Origin of the sequence: Niveispirillum sp., from assembly GCF_052437035.1 — a bacterium.
In the GTDB taxonomy this organism is placed as follows: domain Bacteria; phylum Pseudomonadota; class Alphaproteobacteria; order Azospirillales; family Azospirillaceae; genus Niveispirillum.
Map to the genome: position 1 here is coordinate 57,049 of NZ_JBQVOH010000014.1, position 18,572 is coordinate 75,620.

Here is an 18,572-nt window from a genome sequence, read left to right on the forward strand (position 1 = left end):
AGTTTCGCCGGGGAGGCGGCCAGGCTCAAGCTGAGATCAATCTCAACAGTCCCTCATCAAGCCGCCATACCTGCCGGCAGGGCGATGCGGATGCGGGTTCCCTGGCCGTTGTCGGGGCGGTCTGCCGACAGGCGTCCGCCATGGCGGCTGGTCAGCAGGGTGGCGAGATAGAGGCCCAGGCCCAGCCCGCCGACACTGGCCGTCAGCGGATCGCCGCCGCGCAGGAAGGGGCGGCCCATGCCCATCACCACTTCCGGCGGCAGGCCCGGCCCGTCATCGACGATACTGACCACCACCTCGCCCGCCGGCGTCGCCTCCCCATCGATGCGGACATGGCTATGTTCGGGCGTATGGGTGACGGCATTGTCCAGCAGCGCGAACAGGATTTGACGCAGGGCCAGCGGGTCGGCCTTCACAATCAACCCGTCGGGCACCAGATTCTCCACCGAAGTGCGGCGATGCTGTGCCCGCACCCGCGCCTGCCCTGCGACGCGGCCCACCTCTTCGCGCAGGTTCACCAGTTCGGGCGCCAGGGTGTGGCCCGTCTCGGCCTCCGCGCAGGCCACGATGCTTTCCACCAGTTCCAGCAGGTGATGGCCGGCGGCCGAAATCTCCCCCGCATAATCGCGCACCCGGTCCGCTGGCATGGGCAGGGTCGGGTCGCCCAGCATGTCGGCAAAGCCAATGACGGCGTTCAAGGGCGTGCGCAATTCATGGCTGACCGATGACAGGAACTGGCTTTTGGCGCGTTCCAGGGCGCGACTTTCAATGCCGGCCTGACGCATCGCCTCCGCCGCTGCCTCGCGTGCGCCCAGCGCCTCCGTCGTTCGGTCGGCCAGACGGCCCACCAGAAACCGGACCAGCAGGAACAGCATCAGCCCCGTCACGCCGACATAGAACAGGCCCTTGACCGTCTGAAAGGCCGACAGGTCGGCAACATCCCCGAACATGGCTTTGGCCGCCTGATCGGAAAAGATGATCCACAGGGCCGAGACGGCGACAAATGCAAAGGCCACCCGAAAGGCCGCCTTGTTAGGCGCAGATGCCAGCCAGCGTACCGTGTCCATGGCGCCTCCGCGCATCAGGGCAGCGAATAGGGGAGAAAGCATAATCCACAATGGTCGGGTGAAGAAAGTGTGTCAGTGGACACGCGACGCGCGATCTGTTCGTCTGTCTGGACCCGTGGGGTATGGTGCCTGTAGGCTGCGCCCTCATGAATGACATCCGCCCCACCGATCCCAATGTCCTGCAACGGCTGGCCTCCGATCCTGAAAGTTCGGTGTGGGTGGGCGCGTCGGCGGGAACGGGCAAGACCAAGGTCCTGACCGACCGCGTGCTGCGCCTGATGCTGGCGGGCACTGACCCGTCGCGCATCCTGTGCCTGACCTTCACCAAGGCGGCGGCGGCGGAAATGGCCAACCGTATCGCCGACCGTCTGTCGGTCTGGGCGGTGCAGGACGAGGATAAGCTGCGCGCCAACCTGCACGCGCTGACGGGGCGGGAACCGTCGCGCGGGGATGTGGTGGCGGCCCGCCGCCTGTTCGCCCGCGTGCTGGATACGGCCGGCGGCATGAAGATCCAGACCATCCATGCCTTCTGCCAATCGCTGCTGCGCCGCTTCCCCCTGGAGGCCGGGCTTGCCCCGAACTTCGAGGTCATGGACGACCGCACGGCAGAGGAATTGCTTGCGGAGGCAAAACAATCCGTTCTGCTGGCTGGTCGTTTCGAACCCGGAAGCCTTTTAGCGAACGCGGTAGATCTGCTGACCGGGTCGGTGTCGGAGGATGAGTTCAATGATCTTCTGGCCAGCCTGACGGCGGAACGCGGGCGGCTGAAACGCATCCTGGACGCCCAGGGCGGGCTGGAACCCGCCATCGCGGCCCTGCGCAGCAGCCTGCGCGTGCCCGCCGGGGAGACAGACCTGTCGGTGCTGTCGCGCGCCTGCGCCGCCGGCACCGTGGATGAGATGGGGTTACGCCGCGCCTGCGGAACCCTGGCCACAGGCACCAAGACGGATGTGGAACGGGGGATCGGCATCCAGGCCTGGCTGGACGGTGATGAACCGCGCCGCCTGCGCGGCTGGTCCGATTATACGTCGCTGTACCTGACCAATGAGGGGGAGCCGCGCAAGGCCCTGATGACCAAGAAGCCGTCGGAAGCCGATCCGATGGCGCTGGAGATTTTGCAGCGGGAGGCGGCGCGTCTTGTCGCCGTGATGGAGGAACGGCGGCGGGTGGCCGTGGCGGCCCATACATCTGCCCTGCTGGTGCTGGGTGAGGCGCTGCTGGGCCGGTATCAGCGGTTGAAGGATGCGCGCGGGGTCCTGGATTTCGACGATCTGATCCTGGCGGCCTCAAGCCTGCTGTCGGGCGGGGCGGGGGCGGATGCCTGCGCCTGGGTACTGTTCAAGCTGGATGGTGGCCTGGATCATGTCCTGATCGATGAGGCGCAGGACACCAACCCCGAACAATGGGCCGTGGTGTCGGCCATCGCGGAGGAATTCTTCGCTGGCCTGGGGGCGCGTGATGACCGGGTGCGCACCCTGTTCGTGGTGGGCGACGACAAGCAATCGATCTTCAGTTTTCAGCGCGCCGACCCCGCCGAATTTGCCCGCATGCGCCGGCATTTCGACGCCAAGGTCAATGCGGCCCAGCGGACATGGCGGGTGGTTGACCTGCAGACCAGTTTCCGGTCGGTGGGGGCCGTCCTGTCGGCGGTGGACAAGGTGTTTGCCAGCGGTCTGGCCCGTGACGGTGTGGCCGGGCCAGAGGTGGAGGTGCGGCACATCCCGCACCGGCGCGGCCACGCGGGACGGGTGGAAATCTGGCCCCTGGTCAGCCCGAATGAGGCCACCGATCCCGACCCCTGGTCCCTGCCGCTGAAACCCGAACAGGCGGACAAGCCCGTGGCGCGGCTGGCCCGCACCATGGCGGATCAGATCGCCCGCTGGCTGGCCGATGGCGAGATGCTGGTGTCGCGCAACCGGCCCCTGCGGCCCGGCGACATCATGGTGCTGGTCCGCAGCCGGGATCAGTTCGTGGGCCATCTGGTCCGCGCCCTGAAGGACCGGGATGTGCCTGTGGCCGGCGTTGACCGCATGGTGTTGACCGAGCAGTTGGCGGTGATGGACCTGATGGCGCTGGCCCGGTTCCTTGTCCTGCCGGAGGATGATCTGAACCTCGCCATCCTGCTGAAATCCCCGCTGGTGGGGTTGAGCGAGGAGCAGTTGTTCCAGGTGGCGCATGGGCGGCCAGGGCGGCTGTGGGCGGCCCTGACGGAGAAGGCCAAGGAGGATGCGGCCCTGACCACGGCCTGGGATTATCTGCGCGCCATCCTGAACGATACCGATTACCGGGCACCCTATGAGCTGTTTGCCGGCGTGCTGTCGCGGCCCTGTCCGCCCGATCCCGCCGGGTCGGGGCGGCGGGCCATCCTGTCCCGTCTGGGGGCGGAGGCGCAGGACCCGCTGGAGGAGTTCCTGACCGCCTGCCTGCTGTTCGAGCGGGAGCATGTGGCCTCCCTGCAAGGCTTCCTGCATTGGCTGGAGGCATCGGAGGCGGAGATCAAGCGCGAGTTGGATACCGGTGGCGGCGATGGTCCGGGGCAGGTGCGCATCATGACGGTGCATGGATCGAAGGGGTTGCAGGCTCCCATCGTCTTCCTGCCCGACACCATGCGCGAACCGGACAAAAGCCCGAAAATCCTGTGGCCGGAAAAGCCGCTGGCAGGCGAGGCGCAGGCCGATCATGGCCCGCCCTTGCCGCTTTATGCACCAAGGCGGGGGATGGAGGATGCGACGGCGGGCGTGCGCCGGGCCATCGCCAACCGCCGGCGCGATCAGGAATATCGCCGCCTGCTCTATGTCGCGCTGACCCGCGCCGAGGATCGGCTGATCGTCTGCGGCTGGGAACAGCAACGCAAGACGGGCGGTCCCGGTTCCTGGTACCGGCTGGTCGAAAGCGCGCTGGAGGGGATGGCGCGACCGGAACCGTTTGATTTCACGGCCCTGTCGCCCGCCGGCTGGGCCGGAACCGGACTGGTGCTGCATGAGGCGCAGACGGTGCCGGTGCGCGACGAGGCCGTGGCTGTGGCGGCAACGGCGACGGGGGTGGAGTTGCCGGCCTGGGCGCTGGAACCGGCACCGCGCGATCCCAGCCCGTCCAAGCCGCTGGCCCCGTCACAGCCCGATGCGCCGGAACCGTCCCTGCGCTCCCCCCTGGGGCCCGATGATGGCTTGCGGTTCAAGCGCGGGAACCTGATCCATACGCTGTTGCAGGTGCTGCCGGAGACAGAGCCGGCGAGGTGGACCGATGTGGCGGCGGCCTGGCTGGCGCGACCCGCCCACAACCTGACCGGCGTGCAGCAGGCGGAGATCGGGGCGGAGGCGCTGCGCGTCCTGAATGACCCGACCTTTGCGCCCCTGTTCGCGCCCGGCAGCCGGGCGGAGGTGCCGCTGGTCGGTCTGGTCGGCGGTCGTGCCCTGTCGGGCCGGATCGACCGGCTGTGCGTGACCGACGATGCCGTCTGGATCGTGGATTACAAAACCAACCGCCCACCCCCGCGCGAGGTGGAGAAGGTGCCGGCCATTTATCTTCAGCAGATGGCCGCCTATCGCGCCGCCCTGTCGCGGATCTATCCGGGCAAGGATGTGCGCTGTGTCCTGCTCTGGACCGATGGGCCGTTCATGATGGAACTGCCGGGCGATCTGATGGATGCGCATGCACCGTAAGGGGGCGGCCACCCTCTACGCGCCAACCCAGCGCCGGACCATGGCCACGAGCGGTTCGGCCTTCGCGTCCATCTCTGTACTGTTCTTGATCACCACCACGCCCCGGTCGGGTGCGGGCCAGTCGGCCAGCCCGTCCGGGTCGTCGAAGCGGAAGCCGCTATTGTCCTTGGCCTTGGCCCCCCGATGCAGCACCAGCCGGGTGGTGCCGTCGCGTTGCAGCCCAAGGGTGACAAGGTCGGTGCCGTCCAGGGCGAAGCTGGGGGCGTTCCACTTGATCCCCTCCACCAGCCCTGGATGGGCGGCCCGGATCAGGGCGCGCAGTTCCCGCACGACGGCCAGCGTTTCCGCCGGCAGGTCCGCCAGGAACGCCTCTACAGTTTTATAGGCCTTGGGCGGCATCAGCCTTCATCCCCGTCATCGCCATCATCGACCTCACGCGGGCCATGGCGGCGTTCCAGAAGGCCGTATTTGCGAAGATAGCCCCGGAACTGGTGATAGTTCAGGCCCAGATCGGCGGCGGCGCGCTTCTGGTGGAACTGGTTGCGTTCCAGGGCATTGCGCAGCAGCACCTTCTCATAATCCGCAACCAGACCCAGGAAGTCGCACGGACCCTCGGGCAGGGCGGGGCCGGTGCTGTCCGCAGGTGCGGCGGCGGCGGGCGTGCTGGGCGTGGATGCGGGCGGGGGCATCGTGACGACGATGGGGGCGGGTGCCGCATCAGCATAGATCGACATTTGCTTGGGCCGCCAGGGCGACTGGAACGGGTCGAAATGGATGTCGGTGATGGGACTTTCCGGGTCGCCGGCACGATAGACGGCGCGTTCCACCACATTCTTCAGTTCACGCACATTGCCGGGCCAGTCATAGGCCAGCATCTGCTGCATCGCATCGGGCGTGAAGCCGCCGAAAAAGGGCCTGCCCAGTTCGCGGGCCATGGCCACGCCGAAATGCTCGGCCAAGATCGGAATATCCTCCGGCCGGGCCCGCATGGGCGGGATGGTGACCACGTCGAAGGACAGCCGGTCCAGAAGGTCGGCGCGGAACTTTCCCTGATCGGCCAGGTGCGGCAGGTCGGCGTTGGTGGCGCCTACGACGCGCACATCGATCTGGATGGTGGTGTTCCCGCCCACCCGCTCAAACTCCCCATATTCGATGACGCGCAGGATCTTCTCCTGCACGCGCAGGGTGGCGGTCGCAATCTCGTCCAGGAACAGGGTGCCGCCATCGGCCAGTTCGAACCGGCCCACATGCCGCTTGGCGGCCCCCGTGAAGGACCCGGCCTCATGCCCGAACAGTTCGGTTTCCAGAAGCGTGTCGGACAAAGCCGCACAGTTCAGCTTCACGAACGGCTTGTCCCAGCGGGGCGACAGGTAATGCAGGCGGGCGGCCACCAGTTCCTTGCCCGTCCCGCGTTCCCCGATCACCAGGGTCGGGCGGTTCAGGGGGGCGGCCTGCGAGACATGTTCCATCAGACCCAGGAAGGAGGGGGCCTGACCGATCAGCGACGGGGGGGAAACGGCGGGAGACATGGGGCCGGTGCCACTCTTTTTTGACTGCCAATATCAGCATCTTAGCGAAGAGTGGGCGGATTGGCGAGCGAGTGGTGAGAATCGCCAACGAGTGGGTTGATTGCCACCCATCCCCCGATCGCCGTAGAATTCTCAATTCCACTAAGATATTGATATTAAACAAAAGTGAGATTGTGGCGGAGAGTTGGCACACCCCTTGCTCTTACTGTTTTCAGACACCGGGGAAACAACGAGATCGCAAGGAAGCCAGCCATGACCGACTTCACCTACGACAATGGGATGTCCGATCAGCCGGCAACCGGCTATACCAAGTCCGCTGACGGGTTCTTTGCCCGGCCCGCGGGCGGCATGTTCCGGGACCTCTATGAGGATTTCCGGGCTGTGCCGGTAGAAGCCTGGATCATCCTTGCGGTGGCCACCGGTTTGAGCAACCTTTTCATTGCCCTTGCCTGAAGGAGACCCCGACATGGGCATTTTTTCCCGCCTCGGCGACATCGTCAATTCGAACATCAACGCCATCCTGGATCGCGCTGAGGACCCGGAAAAGCTGGTCCGGCTGATCATCCAGGAAATGGAAGACACGCTGGTCGAAGTCCGCTCTTCTGCCGTCAAGACGGTCGCGGAGAAGAAGGAGATCGAGCGCCGCCTCTCCGAAATCCGCCGCGAGTCGGAGGATTGGCAGCGCAAGGCCGAATTCGCGCTGTCCAAGGACCGCGAAGATCTGGCCAAGGGTGCCCTGGTTGCCAAGGCCAAGCTGGCCGAAGCCGCCGAGCAGATGGCTGGCGAACTGGGCCGTCTGGACAGCGCACTGGCCAAGACCAACGAGGATATCGGCGCGCTCCAGGTCAAGCTGGCCGATGCCAAGACCCGCGAAAAGACCTTGATTGCGCGGCATAAAACCGCCACCAACCGCCTGAAGGTCCGCACCCAGCTTTATGACGATCGCATCACCGATGCCTTCTCCCGCTTCGAGCAGGTTGAACGCAACCTCGATGTGTTGGAAGGTCGCTCTGAAGTGCTGGGCATGGGCCGCGGCGCCAAGAGCCTGGAGGACGAGATCGCCGAGCTGGAAGCCGAGTCCAAGGTGGAGTCGGAACTGGCAGCGCTCAAGGCCAGGCTCGCGGCCAAGGATCAGCAGGGGTAACCCCGACCGGGGCGCCCCTCGCATCGGGAATGAGAGGGGGCCGCCCGCACTGGGCTGGGCCTTGGGATAAGGGGGGCAACTATGCCTGAAGGAGTATTTGTCGTCGCAGTCATCTTCATGGTGATCGTGGCGCCCGTCTGGATCATCTTTCACTACGTAACCCGCTGGCGCATCGCCAAGACGCTGTCGGCGGATGATGAGCAGATGCTGTCCGAACTCTGGCATTCCGCCAACAAGATGGAAGACCGCATCCGGCAGCTGGAAAAGATCCTGGATGCCGAGGCGCCGGGCTGGAGGGCGAAAGCATGAGCGACCGCCCCGGCCCCGGCACCCCGCCGCCCTTCCCTGGCCGCGACCAATACCGGTCGCGGTCGGGGCGCGGTTCCGGCCACAACCGGAACTGGGAACAGGAATATTTCGGCAAGCGCCCGGAACAGAGCTGGGCGGATTATTTCGGCCTGGGGCCCGACACGTTCGGCGGGTCCAAGCGCAAGCAGCGGCAGCGTGAGGATTGGGGCCCGGCCCCGTCATCATCCGATCCCGGCCGCGCCCAAGACCACCACGGACAGTATGCGGAGGAAAGCATGGGCGACCATTATCCTTCCCGACCGTACCGGCTATGGCGCAGCCGCACCGACAGCAAGATTGCCGGCGTCTGCGGCGGTATCGCCGAATATGCCAATGTCGATGCCTGGATCATCCGTCTGGGTTTCATCATCGGCTTCTTCTTCTTCCCGCCGGTCTTTCTGTTCGGCTATCCGATCCTGTGGTGGCTGCTAAAGGAACGGCCCTCGGGCCTCTATGAGAGCCGGGAGGAGGAAGTGTTCATGCGCTCCGTCGCCACCAAGCCCGACCAGACCCTGTCTGGTCTGCGCGGTAAGTTCCGCGACCTGGACCGTGACCTTGCCAAGCTGGAAGGGTTCGTGGCATCCCGCGAATATGACCTGCACCGGCAGTTCCGCGACCTGGAGAAGAAGTAAGGCGCCCCGCCGCTTCTTCTCCCGCATCAGGTGAAGCCATGAGCCCTTACATGATCCCCGTGCTGGCGCTTTCCATCCCCATTCTGGTGCTGATCGCCCGGGGTGTGCGGCGGTGGCACCAGATCGATATCGAGGTGGCGCAGAGCGAGGTCGACCTGCGCCGACGCTTTCGGGCGCTGGACGATATCGACCGGCGGGTGGCCGGCATCGAACGCTATGTCACCAGCCCTGAATTCGGTTTGAACCGGCAGTTCCGCGACCTGGAACGCCCCTCCCCCTGATCCGGTAGCCAAGGCGACGCACGATGTTCAACTCACCCTATATCGTTCCCGTCATGGCCCTGATGATCCCCATCGTGGCCATCGTCATGAAGCATCTGACCCAGATGCGGGCCATGCGGGTCGGGGGCCTGTCGGAAGGGGCGGCTGCCGAACTGTCGGATCGGGCCGCACGGCTGGAGGACCGGGTCCTGCAGCTTGAAAGGATCCTGGACGCGGAAGCGCCAGGTTGGCGCAGTCGCGCCTGATTACCCGGCGGATGTCCGCCGCCGGTCTTGCAGGGGGCAGCAAGGGATAGTCCGACCCGACCTGCCCCGTCATCTCACACCCATACCTACCCACTTGACGCGCCTTCCCTGCCCGGCCGCCCCTGCTGCCGGAACAGGAAAGGCGCGTCTTTTCTTGTCGTGATAGCAATTTTCGGGTGGCGAATAATTCTTGCTGACATACAGTGATCGGCCAGAGGAAACGCAGATAAGCGAACGGCCATGACCGTAATTGCCCTGTATGGGACATCAAATCCATTATATTGCGATGCAAAGACGAAAATTTTGCAGCGCAATATTGAGCATTATTATTCACTGATACGGCGTATCGCCATTCTGGTATTGGTTACTAAAATATTAATATTTAACTATCGGCAAGATAGTCTCTATATACTTCGATCTATAACTCTTGACCGGTTGCGCCGCCTGTCGCCCTTCCTGGCGCTGGCCCTGCTTCTGGCCACGGTCCTGACGGCCAATGCGCCGGCCCTTGCCCTGGCCTGGGACGGGGAGATGGAGCCGCTGGCCCAGTACCGCAGCTATTGCCAGACCTATGGTGACCGTGACCCCGGCTGCGCCGTGGGTCTGGGCGGCAAGGTGGGCACGCCCGTCGGGATGGACCGGGTCGATGCCGGTCGCGCCACGCTGGGTATGGCCGTGCTGGTCCACCGGCAGGTGGTGGATGACCTGATCTATCGCGAGGACAAGCAGGACCGGTGGGAGATTCTGGGCACGCCGGGGCGCGGCATGGCCGGGGATTGTGATGATGTGGTCATGACCAGCATTTCCCGACTGCTGCGCCGGGGTTTTCCGCGCGCCGCCCTGCGTGCCACCATCGTGCGCCTGCCCGGCAATGGCGGCCACCATCTGATCCTGTCTGTCCGGCGTCAGGCGGAACAGGGGGTGGAAGAGATCTATCTGGATGATCGCCACCATCAACCGATGCGGCCCGAACAACTGGCCGCCGAGGGCTATGTCTTCGTGGCGCAGGAAGTGCCGGGCCACCGCACCTGGCGCCGGGCACAGAGCCAGCCGGCCCTGATGATGGCCGAGCGCGGGGATGGATGACAATTTGCTCAATTCATAAGCAATCGAGGCCGGATAGGGGTTTCAACCAAACTTTGCCGCGAAGATCGGCACTGTTCTTGCGTTAATTAAGGAAAAATTAACCAAAATGCCCTTTTTCAATTCTTGCCTGCCTCAAAAATCACCACAACTTCTTCTTTGATGGCAGGCTGCCCCTTTGTTGAGCAGTCGTCTTGGTGGCTTCCCCTGCGGCATCCTTGATTTCGCACATGCACAGCCGTGGCACGGTTGTTGCTGAAACCCTGTTTCGTATCAGGGGGATGGGCGGCGACGCGAAGGCCCGATGGCTGCCGCCTCCCCGCCGACAGACGCGAAGGTGGACATGGCCAAACATGCCGTAAGGGTCGCCGTCAGGAATGTCGTCAGGGTGGTCAAGGCCCCGCCGGCCCTTGTCGCCGCCAAGGCGCGGGCGACGGACCGTCAGGTCCGGCAACCGACCGCCAGCCTTCACACGCCGGAGCTTCTGTCCGGTGTCTCCTGGGATGAAGGCCGCAAGGTCTGGCTTGTTCATCCCCTGTCTTTGCCGGCCCGTGGCTGACACGCGGTCCCGGCCCATCCATAACGGAGGAAGAATGTTGAAGCGGTTGGGTAGTCTCCTGGTCCTCGCGGCGGCCTTGACGGGTTGCGCCAAGGAAGAGGCCCGCGAGATCAAGCGCACGGATGTGCCGAACTTCCCCATTGCCTCGGCGGTGCAGGTGCCGGCCGGGTCCGATCTGTTCTTCCTGTCCGGCACGGTGCCGCCGGCCGTGAACAAGGATGCCCCCGCCGGCAGCGTGGATGTGTTCGGCGATACAGAGACGCAGACGGTCAATGTCCTGACCCGCATCCAGGAAACGCTGAAGGCCCAGGGCCTAACCATGGGCGATGTCGTGCTGATGCATGTCTACCTGGTCGGCGACCCGGCCAAGGAGGGCAAGATGGATTTCGCCGGCATGATGGCCGGCTATACCAAGTTCTTCGGCACGCCGGAGCAGCCCAACAAACCGGCCCGCTCCACAGTGCAGATTTCCAGCCTGGTGACGCCGGGCATGCTGGTGGAAATCGAAGTGGTGGCCGCCAAGGCCAAGAAATAACCGGCTGGGGCCGGTCGGGGGCACGGGAAAGCCCCTGACCGGCCCCTTCGGTTTTCAACGAACCTCCAGCCTGCTCCACGGGTAGGGACAGGCGGGGGATCGGGGACGGGGGGCCTGTACGACCGGAAAACCGGCGGCGGGGACCGGACCCCGGCAAAGCGTCCCGCAAAGGGACCGTATCAGGGAAGAAACGCAACCGAGGAGGAAGGAACCAAACAACCGAGTTGAACAGGGGACCTCTCATGCAGGTAAATAACAGCAAGCCGGCCAAGCGCGCATCCGTGCGGAAGGTCGCGTTCGGCATCCTGTGCACGACCAGCCTTCTGCCACTGACCGCCCTGGCCCAGCCGGTGGGCGAGATCGAAGAGATCATTGTGACCGGTACGCGCGTTGCCAACCGCACCGCGACCGAAAGCTTGGCGCCCATTGATGTTCTGGGGGCGGGCGATCTGGAAAAGCAGGCCTTTAGCGATACCAACGACATCCTGCGTACCCTGGTGCCGTCCTTCAATGTCAGCCGTAACGGCATCTCCGACGGTTCCACCTTCGTGCGTCCGCCCACGCTGCGCGGCCTGCCGCCCGACCAGACCCTGATCCTGGTGAATGGCAAGCGCCGTCACCGGTCGGCCCTGGTGCAGCTGTCCGGCGGTGCCCTGGCCGCGGGTGCCCAGGCATCCGATCTGTCGCAGATCCCCTCCATCGCCATCAAGCAGGTGGAAGTGCTGCGCGACGGTGCGGCGGCACAGTACGGCTCCGACGCCATCGCCGGTGTGATGAACTTCCAGCTCAAGGACGCGTCCGAAGGCGGCTCTGCCACGATCCAGTATGGCTCCACCTATGAAGGCGATGGCGACAATGCCAAGTTCGCCGCCAATGTCGGTCTGCCGCTGGGCCCCAATGGCTTCTTCAACCTGTCGGCGGAATATAGCCAGGGCGACCCGACCAACCGTGGCGTTCAGGACCCGCGCGCACCGGCGGCCAAGAAGGACTTGGCCATGAACTGGGGCGACCCGGATTCGGAAGCCACGCGCGTCTTCGTGAATTCCGGCATCGACCTGACCGACACGGCCTCGATTTATCTGTTCGGCAATTATGGAGCGTCGAAGGCCAATGGCTCCTTCTATTATCGCCCGCCGACGCTCGATCATGCTGTGAACGGCCCGACGATGCCGGTCCCCGGTGATGCGAACGGGTTCCGTTTCGCGGAATGGTTCCCGACTGGCTTTACGCCCCGCTTCTATGGTGATGTGAAGGATGCCTCCATTCTGGGTGGCTTCAAGCATGAGCTGGAAAGCGGTCTGACTTACAACGTTTCCGGCTCCTTTGGCCGCAGCCAGATCGATTACGACCTGAAGAATACCGTCAACCCGTCCCTGGGGCCGGCCAGCCCGACCGAATTCTATGTCGGTCGTCTGGTGCAGGAAGAAGAGAATTTCAACGTCGATCTGTCCTATCCGGTGGAGATCGGCTGGGCCACGCCGCTGAACATCGCGGTCGGTACCGAATTCCGCCGCGAACTGTATGAAATCGGGCCCGGCGACACGGCCTCCTACACGGTCGGCCCCTATGCCTCCTTCATCGATGTCCGCACCGGTCTGCCGGCGGCCCTGCCCATCGGGTCCAACGGTTATCCCGGTTTCCGCCCGGAGGATTCAGGCGAGTTCAAGCGCGACAACATCGCCTTCTACGCTGACCTGGAAGGCGACGTGACCGACAGCCTGACGGTCGGTGCTGCTGCCCGGTACGAGGATTTCGACTATTTCGGCTCCACCTTCAACTGGAAGCTCAGCAGCCGTTATGACTTCACGGATGAGTTTGCCATCCGTGGTTCCGTCAATACCGGCTTCCGTGCGCCGACGCCCGGTCAGTCGCAGACCTCTTCGGTGCAGACCTTCTTCCCCGCCGGCAGCTCCAGCCCGGTGGCGCGCGGCACCTATCCGGCGGCCAGCGTCGTGGCACAGTATTTCGGTGCCAAGCCGCTGTCGGAAGAAAAGAGCGTGAACTTTGCCGGCGGTATCGTCGCCGATCTGGCCGATATCAATGTCACCATCGACTATTACAACATCAAGGTTGAGGACCGCATCGCGCTGTCTGGTGACTTCAACCCCACAGCAGCGGATAAGTTGGCGCTGGCCGCCCTGGGCGTGCCGGGTGCCAACACGCTGGGGGCCGTCAACTACTTCACCAACTCCTTCGATACCCGCACTCAGGGTGTGGATTTCGTGGCCAATACCACGGTGCCGGCGGGCGAGGGCAAGGTCGATCTGACCACGGCCCTGAACTACAACAAGACCAAGGTCATCAAGCGCAACACCGCCGTTATCGACGATACGCGCAAGGCGGACCTGGAGAAGCAACTGCCGAAGTTCCGTGGCAACTTCTCCGCCCAGTATACGCTGGACGCCTTCTCGATCCTGGGTCGCGCCAGCTATTACAGCAAGTTCACGGACACCGCGAACTATGGCAAGACCTTCGGTTCGGAATGGCTCTTCGATGCCGAAGTTTCCTACGATCTCTATGACAACATGAACTTCGCCATCGGTGTGCAGAACCTGTTCGACAATTACCCGGACAAGGTCGATGCGCTGGCTGGTGGCGGATATGCCGTGGGTCAGGTTTATCCCGACACCTCGCCCATGGGCTACAATGGCGGCATGTATTATGCCCGCGTGACCGTCAAGTTCTGAGCGTGAGGCACATGGCCGGGGGCGGCGGCCCATCCCCCGCCCCCGGCCTTCTTGAAATCCCTGTCATCTCGACCTTCGCCGCCCCCGGCGCCACCGGGGGCGGTGCTTGCGAGGTCGTGCCCTGAATTTCCCATCCGAGGCGATGATGGTTGCAATGAACAACATGCCACCCCGGTCCCGCATGACGCGGCGCGAACTGCTGGCCATGATCGGTACGGCTGCCGGCAGCTCCGTCATGTATCAGGCGGCGACGTCGCTGGGCTATGCGGCGGAGAGCGAGTTCAAGGGGCCGCCCAATCTGTCCGGCGCGCCCAAGGGCACGTCGGTGCTGATCCTGGGTGCCGGCTGGGCCGGTCTGGTGGCGGCTTATGAGCTGGGCAAGGCCGGGTACAAGGTGCAGGTTCTGGAATACCGGGAAAAGGCCGGTGGCCGCGCCTGGACCCTGCGCGGTGGCGACACCTATACCGAACTGGGCGGATTCACGCAGAAGGTGGGGTTCGACAAGGGCCATTACCTGAATCCCGGTCCCTGGCGCGTGCCATACCATCATCGCGGCGTGATGCATTACTATCACGAGCTGGGCGTGAAGCTGGAGCCGTTCTTCCAGGTCAATTACAACGCCTATGTCCATTCCAAGAATGCTTTTGGTGGCAAGCCGCAGCGCTACCGCCATGTGCTGGCTGATTTCAACGGCCATGTCGCCGAGCTTTTGTCCAAGCTGGGGCACAAGGGCGGCCTGGATGGCTATGTCACCAAGGAGGACCAGGAAAAGCTGCTGGAGGCCATGCAGGACTGGGGCGCGCTCGACGACAACTACGCCTACAAGGCCAATGCCGAGACCTCCAACCGCCGCGGCTTCGAGAAGGACCCCGGCGGTGGCCTGTCGGGGGAGCCTGTCTTCTCCAAGCCCATCGAGTTCTCACAGTTGCTGCAATCCGGCCTGTGGCGGGCCATCGGCACCGGATCGGGCTATGAGTTCCAGACGGCCCTGTTCCAGCCCGAAGGCGGCATGGATGCCGGCCCCCTGGCGCTGGCCGAAAAGGTGAAGGACAAGATCACCTTCAACGCCAAGGTCACCGAAATTCAGCAGGATACGGGCGGCGTCACCGTCACCTATCAAGATACCAAGGCCGGCGGGGCCGTGAAGACGGCCAAGGCGGACTGGTGCCTCTGCACCATCCCCGCCTCCATCCTGTCGCAGATCAAGAAGAACGTGTCGTCCGACATGGACGCCGCCATCAACGCCCTGCCGTACGAGGCAGCGTTCAAGGTGGGCTTGCAGTTCAAGCGCCGTTTCTGGGAACAGGATGAGGAGATTTATGGCGGCATCACCTATACCGACCTGCCCATCTCCCTGATCGCCTATCCCCACAGCCATTATGGCGAGAAGGGCAAGGGCGTGCTGCTGGGCGCCTATCCCTGGGGTCCGTTCGCCTATGAGTTCGCCTCCATGGCACCGGAGGAGCGGGTGAAGAAATGCGTGGAGTTCGGCGCGCAGATCCATCCGCAATATCTCAAGGAATTCGATAATGGCGTAGCGGTCGCCTGGCACCGCGTGCCCTGGACGCTGGGCTGCTTCGGGTCCTGGACGGAGGCGAAGCGGGCCGAGCATTACAAGAACATGTGCCAGATCGACGGGCGCATCCTGCTGGCCGGTGAACATGTCTCCTACCTGCCGGCCTGGCAGGAAGGGGCGGTGCAATCGTCGCTGGACGCCATCACCCGCCTGCACCAGCGCGTTACTGCGAAATGATCATGGGGAAGAACGACATGCGCATGATCAAGCCGATCTCCATCGCCGCCCTGTTCCTGGCCGCCCTAGCCGCCACCGGCCCCGCAGGCGCCCAGCGCACCGATGCGCAGAGCAGCGATTTCGCCGATGCCCGCCGCTTCTCCTATCAGAATGGCGAACAGCTCTATCACGCCATCTGCCAGGGCTGTCACATGCCCGATGGCAAGGGCGCGCAAGGGGCCGGTGCCTATCCGGCCCTGGCCGCCAATGGCAATCTGGAGGCCGGGACCTATCCGATCCACATGGTGGTCAACGGGCAGAAGGCCATGCCTTCCTTCGCCTATCTGTCGGATGAACAGGTGGCCGCCGTCGTGAATTATGTCCGCACACATTTCGGCAACGGCTATAAGGATGCTGTGACGCCCGAGGATGTGAAGGGGATGCGGCAGTAACCATGGTGGATGAACCCGTCCTGCGCCTGGCCACGCCCGAAGACCGGCCGGCGCTGGAAGCGCTTTTGGAACGGTCGGTGCGCGATCTCAGCCGGGACTTTTACAGCCCCGGCCAGATCGATGCATCGCTGAAGGCGATCTTCGGCATTGATGGCACCCTGATCGCCGACGGCACCTATTTCGCGGTGATGGTCGGCGATCGCTATGCCGCCTGTGGCGGGTGGAGCCGGCGCCGGACGCTGTTCGGGGGGGATCAGGCGGCGGGCCGGTCGCCGGAATTGCTGGACCCAGGCGTCGATGCCGCCAAGATCCGGGCCTTCTTCGTCGACCCATCCTTTGCCCGGCGCGGCATTGCCAGCCTGATGATGCGCGTCGCCGAACAGGCAGCTCTGGCCGAGGGGTTCCGCAGCCTGGAACTCATGGCGACTCTGCCCGGCGTTCCGCTCTACAAGGCGCTGGGCTTCATCGCCACCGGTACCCATGCCGAGAAATTGTCAGACGGCAACGTCATCCCCTTCGTCCCGATGCGCAAGGACATCGGGCAGGAGGGGGGAGTTCAAGAATTTATATAGTCTAAGCCATTGAAGTTTATAAACCTCAGAGAGATAACCAGGAACACTCCCGGAATTTCAACGAACTGCCCTACACAACCCTTTGGCATCACTTCGCAGGGGGCGCGGCCCAGCTGATGACGATGACCTCGATCCCCAGCAAGGCCGACATTTCGCCTGCCACGCGCTTGGCCGTCGCCTCGTCCGGCTGCGGGGCCAGGGTGACCAGATACCAGGGCGGCATGCCGGCATAGTCGGCCATCACGATCTGGGGCTTATATCCCTTTTCCGCCAGACGCTTGGCAAAGACCGTGGCGCTGTCCTGGCGTGTGAACCGGCCCAGCTGCACCGCCAGGATACGGGTGGAGGGGGGCGGGGCCGGTACCGCCGGCTGTGGCGGGGGCGGCGGTGGGGGCGGTGTCGCCGCCTGTGCCGCCAACGGCCCCATCAGCGGGGATGATACGGGCTGTTTGGGATCGGCGGCACTGGTGACATCCGTCACCATGGGCGGCGGCGGGCCGATGGGAATGATGGGGGGCGGGTCCACGATGGTGCCCTTGGCCGGCACCGCCGCCGTGTCAGGTGTCGGGGCCGGGGCCGCATCCGGCGTGGCCGCCGCCGATGAAGCCTTGGGTCCCGGCGTTTGGGCGGCGGGCGGTACCGTAGGGGCCTGCATGTTCAGCCCGACCAGCAGGCCGATGCCAAAGGTCAGCAGACCGAACAGCAGGATACCGGACAGGATCAGGATCAGACGGCCGCGCGTCACCGGGGCAACCCGGACCAGCGGACAGGCGGCGGGGCCATGCCGGCCCGCGCCATCTTCGCCTGCGCCGGTGCCACCGCCGGGGCGGGCGCTGCGGTAGGCGACACGGGTGCCGGGGTGGCGGGGACGGGTGCAGCAGCGGCGGAAGCCGCCGGCTTGGCCGCTGTCGGGGCCGGGGCGGGCTTTACCGGGGCCGGCGGTGTGAGGGCGGCGACTTTCACGGCGGGCCGGGCAGCAGACCCTTCCTTCGTGGCGGCAGGGGCCGGCGCCGCGGGCTTGGCCGGTGCACCGGGTTTTTCCGGGGCCGTGGGGGCGGACGGGTCGCGGCGGTCCAGGAAGGTACCGCGCTGCATGCCCACACCGCCCATCTGCAATTTCTGCCAGGGCTGAAACCGCTCCACTGGCAATCCGGCCTGTCCCTTGAACGCGGCCATGGGCTGATAGGTGCCGGAATAATTGCTCCACCATTCCAGCGCGCCATTATCGAATCGGGCCGTCCCGGCATAAAGCACGGGCCGCCCGGCGGCGATGGCCGCGTGGCCGGCCTTGGATGATACCAGCGTTTCCGCCTTGGCCTGCGTCTCCCCCGTTACCCGCACGAAATTATAGGTGCCGTTGGGGCGAACCATTACGCCGCGCCCGCTGTCGCGCACCTGGAACATATCGGCGGTGGCACGGACCAGGGGATCGCCCGCCGTCGCCGTCTGCTGCCCGCCGCTGGGTCCGGGGCGCAGCGCCTCGAACGTCTTCTGCCGCTGTGCCACGGCGGCACCCGCGCCCGCCGGCGGGGCCGGGCGGGCTGGGATCGGGGACTTGCGCGCAGCGTGGCCGGACATGCGGTCCTCGGGCTGGTATATCAACAGGGATGATAGGGGAACTGGAGTCCTGACTCAACCGGCGGCAGTCAGCGTCATGGGACCTGCACCGTCGCCTGACCGGCGAAATTGATGGCGATCGACCCGCCCCAGGCGCACATGCATTTCGACGAGTTATTCAGCGCCGGCATATTGCCGATCAGCACCGTCGGCGCCCCAACGACCCATGGCGCCACCGTCATGGGAATGCAGGGCATAGGCGTCAGCACGCCCAGCGCCGCCGCCGTCGCCGCCGCCACCATCGGGTTGGCCATGGATATACAGGTGCCGAACGGCATCACGTTCATCATGGGCACGTAATCCATGATGTTGGCTGCCGGCATGTTGCAGGCCAGGGTGCAATTGGCGGGCAGCACCATCATGCTGCTGGGGGCCGCCCCCATGGAACATTGCAAAAGGGCACCCATCACGACCTGCTGTCCCATGC

Annotated in this window: 20 protein-coding genes; 14 read left to right on the forward strand and 6 right to left on the reverse strand. The window is 64.7% G+C overall.

What is annotated here, in order from left to right; all coding sequences use genetic code 11:
• Positions 1-56: 56 nt before the first annotated feature.
• Positions 57-1,067 carry a sensor histidine kinase gene (locus ACT6Q8_RS23430; protein WP_444734986.1) on the reverse strand — a complete coding sequence of 337 codons (1,011 nt, stop codon included), beginning with the start codon at positions 1,065-1,067 and terminating at the stop codon, positions 57-59.
• Between the two features lie 146 nt (positions 1,068-1,213).
• On the opposite strand from ACT6Q8_RS23430, the gene addA reads away from it, so the two are divergent.
• Positions 1,214-4,729 carry a double-strand break repair helicase AddA gene (gene addA / locus ACT6Q8_RS23435; protein WP_444734985.1) on the forward strand — a complete coding sequence of 1,172 codons (3,516 nt, stop codon included), beginning with the start codon at positions 1,214-1,216 and terminating at the stop codon, positions 4,727-4,729.
• A gap of 15 nt (positions 4,730-4,744) precedes the next feature.
• On the opposite strand, the gene ACT6Q8_RS23440 is transcribed toward addA, so the two are convergent.
• Together ACT6Q8_RS23440 and pspF are read right to left on the reverse strand one after the other, a co-directional pair.
• On the reverse strand, positions 4,745-5,128 hold the full coding sequence (locus tag ACT6Q8_RS23440; protein ID WP_444734984.1) for a DUF1801 domain-containing protein: 384 nt from the start codon (positions 5,126-5,128) through the stop codon (positions 4,745-4,747).
• Positions 5,128-6,258, reverse strand: coding sequence for a phage shock protein operon transcriptional activator (gene pspF, locus ACT6Q8_RS23445; RefSeq protein ID WP_444734983.1), 1,131 nt, complete (start codon positions 6,256-6,258; stop codon positions 5,128-5,130). The genes ACT6Q8_RS23440 and pspF overlap by 1 nt, the downstream gene beginning before the upstream one ends.
• 252 nt (positions 6,259-6,510) lie before the next feature.
• Between pspF and ACT6Q8_RS23450 the strand changes: the two genes are divergently transcribed.
• The 13 genes from ACT6Q8_RS23450 (at position 6,511) to ACT6Q8_RS23510 (ending at position 16,528) form a co-directional block, all read left to right on the forward strand.
• Positions 6,511-6,711, forward strand: coding sequence for a hypothetical protein (locus ACT6Q8_RS23450; protein ID WP_054166664.1), 201 nt, complete (start codon positions 6,511-6,513; stop codon positions 6,709-6,711).
• Between the two features lie 13 nt (positions 6,712-6,724).
• Positions 6,725-7,402 (forward strand): phage shock protein PspA, encoded by a 678-nt coding sequence (gene pspA, locus ACT6Q8_RS23455; RefSeq protein ID WP_054166665.1) that lies wholly within the window; start codon positions 6,725-6,727, stop codon positions 7,400-7,402.
• A gap of 81 nt (positions 7,403-7,483) precedes the next feature.
• Positions 7,484-7,711, forward strand: a complete 228-nt coding sequence (gene pspB, locus ACT6Q8_RS23460) for an envelope stress response membrane protein PspB (RefSeq protein ID WP_054166666.1) — start codon at positions 7,484-7,486, stop codon at positions 7,709-7,711.
• Positions 7,708-8,382: a PspC domain-containing protein gene (locus ACT6Q8_RS23465; protein WP_444734982.1), complete on the forward strand. Its 675-nt coding sequence runs from the start codon at positions 7,708-7,710 to the stop codon at positions 8,380-8,382. The genes pspB and ACT6Q8_RS23465 overlap by 4 nt, the downstream gene beginning before the upstream one ends.
• Positions 8,383-8,420: 38 nt before the next feature.
• Positions 8,421-8,663, forward strand: a complete 243-nt coding sequence (locus ACT6Q8_RS23470; RefSeq protein WP_156344458.1) for a hypothetical protein — start codon at positions 8,421-8,423, stop codon at positions 8,661-8,663.
• 23 nt (positions 8,664-8,686) lie between these two features.
• On the forward strand, positions 8,687-8,908 hold the full coding sequence (locus ACT6Q8_RS23475; RefSeq protein ID WP_054166669.1) for a hypothetical protein: 222 nt from the start codon (positions 8,687-8,689) through the stop codon (positions 8,906-8,908).
• A gap of 435 nt (positions 8,909-9,343) precedes the next feature.
• Positions 9,344-9,994 (forward strand): transglutaminase-like cysteine peptidase, encoded by a 651-nt coding sequence (locus ACT6Q8_RS23480; RefSeq protein ID WP_444734981.1) that lies wholly within the window; start codon positions 9,344-9,346, stop codon positions 9,992-9,994.
• A 301-nt stretch (positions 9,995-10,295) separates the two neighbouring features.
• The gene (locus tag ACT6Q8_RS23485; RefSeq protein WP_054166671.1) at positions 10,296-10,550 is read left to right on the forward strand and encodes a hypothetical protein; all 255 of its coding nucleotides are present in this window, start codon (positions 10,296-10,298) and stop codon (positions 10,548-10,550) included.
• Between the two features lie 34 nt (positions 10,551-10,584).
• The gene (locus ACT6Q8_RS23490; RefSeq protein ID WP_444734980.1) at positions 10,585-11,085 is read left to right on the forward strand and encodes a RidA family protein; all 501 of its coding nucleotides are present in this window, start codon (positions 10,585-10,587) and stop codon (positions 11,083-11,085) included.
• 242 nt (positions 11,086-11,327) lie between these two features.
• Positions 11,328-13,772 (forward strand): TonB-dependent receptor, encoded by a 2,445-nt coding sequence (locus tag ACT6Q8_RS23495; RefSeq protein WP_054166672.1) that lies wholly within the window; start codon positions 11,328-11,330, stop codon positions 13,770-13,772.
• A 154-nt stretch (positions 13,773-13,926) separates the two neighbouring features.
• A complete protein-coding gene (locus ACT6Q8_RS23500) occupies positions 13,927-15,525 on the forward strand; it encodes a flavin monoamine oxidase family protein (protein ID WP_444739435.1) in 1,599 nt (532 codons plus the stop codon).
• 17 nt (positions 15,526-15,542) lie between these two features.
• On the forward strand, positions 15,543-15,956 hold the full coding sequence (locus ACT6Q8_RS23505; RefSeq protein WP_082372060.1) for a c-type cytochrome: 414 nt from the start codon (positions 15,543-15,545) through the stop codon (positions 15,954-15,956).
• Between the two features lie 2 nt (positions 15,957-15,958).
• On the forward strand, positions 15,959-16,528 hold the full coding sequence (locus ACT6Q8_RS23510) for a GNAT family N-acetyltransferase (RefSeq protein ID WP_054166673.1): 570 nt from the start codon (positions 15,959-15,961) through the stop codon (positions 16,526-16,528).
• Positions 16,529-16,616: 88 nt separating this feature from the next.
• On the opposite strand, the gene ACT6Q8_RS23515 is transcribed toward ACT6Q8_RS23510, so the two are convergent.
• The 3 genes from ACT6Q8_RS23515 to ACT6Q8_RS23525 form a co-directional block, all read right to left on the reverse strand.
• Positions 16,617-17,273 carry an SPOR domain-containing protein gene (locus ACT6Q8_RS23515; RefSeq protein WP_054166674.1) on the reverse strand — a complete coding sequence of 219 codons (657 nt, stop codon included), beginning with the start codon at positions 17,271-17,273 and terminating at the stop codon, positions 16,617-16,619.
• Positions 17,270-18,106, reverse strand: coding sequence for a hypothetical protein (locus ACT6Q8_RS23520; protein WP_444734979.1), 837 nt, complete (start codon positions 18,104-18,106; stop codon positions 17,270-17,272). The genes ACT6Q8_RS23515 and ACT6Q8_RS23520 overlap by 4 nt, the downstream gene beginning before the upstream one ends.
• Positions 18,107-18,180: 74 nt before the next feature.
• Positions 18,181-18,570 carry a DUF4280 domain-containing protein gene (locus ACT6Q8_RS23525; protein ID WP_054166676.1) on the reverse strand — a complete coding sequence of 130 codons (390 nt, stop codon included), beginning with the start codon at positions 18,568-18,570 and terminating at the stop codon, positions 18,181-18,183.
• Positions 18,571-18,572: the final 2 nt, after the last annotated feature.

What these genes read in the sequence shown, in the direction of transcription:
- ACT6Q8_RS23430 (WP_444734986.1), bottom strand. Translation starts at nt 1,067, where the DNA reads ATGGACACGGTACGCTGGCTGGCATCTGCGCCTAACAAGGCGGCCTTT.
- addA (WP_444734985.1), top strand. Translation starts at nt 1,214, where the DNA reads ATGAATGACATCCGCCCCACCGATCCCAATGTCCTGCAACGGCTGGCC.
- ACT6Q8_RS23440 (WP_444734984.1), bottom strand. Translation starts at nt 5,128, where the DNA reads ATGCCGCCCAAGGCCTATAAAACTGTAGAGGCGTTCCTGGCGGACCTG.
- pspF (WP_444734983.1), bottom strand. Translation starts at nt 6,258, where the DNA reads ATGTCTCCCGCCGTTTCCCCCCCGTCGCTGATCGGTCAGGCCCCCTCC.
- ACT6Q8_RS23450 (WP_054166664.1), top strand. Translation starts at nt 6,511, where the DNA reads ATGACCGACTTCACCTACGACAATGGGATGTCCGATCAGCCGGCAACC.
- pspA (WP_054166665.1), top strand. Translation starts at nt 6,725, where the DNA reads ATGGGCATTTTTTCCCGCCTCGGCGACATCGTCAATTCGAACATCAAC.
- pspB (WP_054166666.1), top strand. Translation starts at nt 7,484, where the DNA reads ATGCCTGAAGGAGTATTTGTCGTCGCAGTCATCTTCATGGTGATCGTG.
- ACT6Q8_RS23465 (WP_444734982.1), top strand. Translation starts at nt 7,708, where the DNA reads ATGAGCGACCGCCCCGGCCCCGGCACCCCGCCGCCCTTCCCTGGCCGC.
- ACT6Q8_RS23470 (WP_156344458.1), top strand. Translation starts at nt 8,421, where the DNA reads ATGAGCCCTTACATGATCCCCGTGCTGGCGCTTTCCATCCCCATTCTG.
- ACT6Q8_RS23475 (WP_054166669.1), top strand. Translation starts at nt 8,687, where the DNA reads ATGTTCAACTCACCCTATATCGTTCCCGTCATGGCCCTGATGATCCCC.
- ACT6Q8_RS23485 (WP_054166671.1), top strand. Translation starts at nt 10,296, where the DNA reads ATGGCTGCCGCCTCCCCGCCGACAGACGCGAAGGTGGACATGGCCAAA.
- ACT6Q8_RS23490 (WP_444734980.1), top strand. Translation starts at nt 10,585, where the DNA reads ATGTTGAAGCGGTTGGGTAGTCTCCTGGTCCTCGCGGCGGCCTTGACG.
- ACT6Q8_RS23495 (WP_054166672.1), top strand. Translation starts at nt 11,328, where the DNA reads ATGCAGGTAAATAACAGCAAGCCGGCCAAGCGCGCATCCGTGCGGAAG.
- ACT6Q8_RS23500 (WP_444739435.1), top strand. Translation starts at nt 13,927, where the DNA reads ATGAACAACATGCCACCCCGGTCCCGCATGACGCGGCGCGAACTGCTG.
- ACT6Q8_RS23505 (WP_082372060.1), top strand. Translation starts at nt 15,543, where the DNA reads ATGCGCATGATCAAGCCGATCTCCATCGCCGCCCTGTTCCTGGCCGCC.
- ACT6Q8_RS23510 (WP_054166673.1), top strand. Translation starts at nt 15,959, where the DNA reads ATGGTGGATGAACCCGTCCTGCGCCTGGCCACGCCCGAAGACCGGCCG.
- ACT6Q8_RS23520 (WP_444734979.1), bottom strand. Translation starts at nt 18,106, where the DNA reads ATGTCCGGCCACGCTGCGCGCAAGTCCCCGATCCCAGCCCGCCCGGCC.
- ACT6Q8_RS23525 (WP_054166676.1), bottom strand. Translation starts at nt 18,570, where the DNA reads ATGGGACAGCAGGTCGTGATGGGTGCCCTTTTGCAATGTTCCATGGGG.